Below are 1076 nucleotides of genomic sequence, written 5' to 3'. Positions count from 1 at the left end.
TCAGTTGGATCTGGGGGATTTTTGTTCTCACTCTTGTGGGTTGGCGCTGGCTGTTGGTGAAATGGACAAAACCCAATCTTGTCCCCCTAGAAGAAGTAGTCCTCCAGTTAGTAGGGTGGGTAGGGTATACTAATAGAACTTGAAAAATATTGATAATTCTCCCTGCACACTCTACGAATTTACATTATTGAGATGCACCCCAATCAATAACATTACTCCTGTATAAAACCCATGCCTATTACAACAACTGCATTTAAGTACATTGAATTAAACGATCGCGATCGCGCCATTATTTCCGGAACGCGCATGAAGGTTGTAGAACTGATTTCTGCTATAAAGGCCTACAATTGGACACCAGAAGAACTCGCAAACCAATATCCCCATCTTCAAATGAGTCAGATTTATTCTGCACTAGCTTACTATTGGGAATATAAAGAGCAGTGCGATCTCGAAATCGAACAGCGCTTTCAAGATTCAGAAGAACGACGTTTAGAAGCAGGAGAATCTTCTTTTGTAGCGAGAATGCGTAAACTAGGAAAACTAAAATAATGAGTGTTGCTCTTTATATGGACGAACAAGTTCCTAAAGCGATTACGATAGAGTTGCGTCATCGAGGTGTAGATGTTTTGAGTATTCAAGAAGACAATCGTTGTGGGATATCCGATCCACAAGTACTCGATCGCGCCACGGAACTTAGACGAGTTTTATTTTCTAGAGATCGAGATTTTTTAATAGAAGCCGATCGTCGTCAAGCTGAAGGAATTAATTTCGCAGGTGTTATTTATGCTCATCAACAGCGTGTTTCTCTTGGAGATTGCATCCGCGATTTAGAACTTATGGGTAAAGCTGGCAATCCTGAAGAGTTTATAAATCAAGTACAATACTTACCCTTGTAAAGGTAGAGGATTTAATGCGTGACAAATTAAGAATATTTTATACTAAATAAAGATAAGTATTAGAGTTAAACCAATGATAAACCTAAAGACTTGGCAATGGGTCATTCTCGCAACCCCGATCGCCGCGATCGCCCTTTTCTTTCTCATCGCAGCAGGATGGCAAATTCAAGCCTGGGGCAT

General features: G+C 40.4%; 2 protein-coding genes. Both read left to right on the top strand.

Annotated features, from left to right (window positions below; translation table 11 throughout):
* Positions 1-231: 231 nt before the first annotated feature.
* On the top strand, positions 232-549 hold the full coding sequence (locus JUI58_RS00895; protein ID WP_204101864.1) for a DUF433 domain-containing protein: 318 nt from the start codon (positions 232-234) through the stop codon (positions 547-549).
* A complete protein-coding gene (locus tag JUI58_RS00890; RefSeq protein WP_204101863.1) occupies positions 549-896 on the top strand; it encodes a DUF5615 family PIN-like protein in 348 nt (115 codons plus the stop codon). Before JUI58_RS00895 ends, JUI58_RS00890 begins: the two co-directional genes overlap by 1 nt.
* The last annotated feature ends 180 nt before the right edge of the window (positions 897-1076 follow it).

Source organism: Spirulina sp. CCY15215 (genome assembly GCF_016888125.1).
GTDB lineage: Bacteria > Cyanobacteriota > Cyanobacteriia > Cyanobacteriales > Spirulinaceae > CCY15215.
The sequence above is the reverse complement of the archived record's forward strand: the minus strand, read 5'-3'. Positions and strand labels throughout refer to the sequence as shown.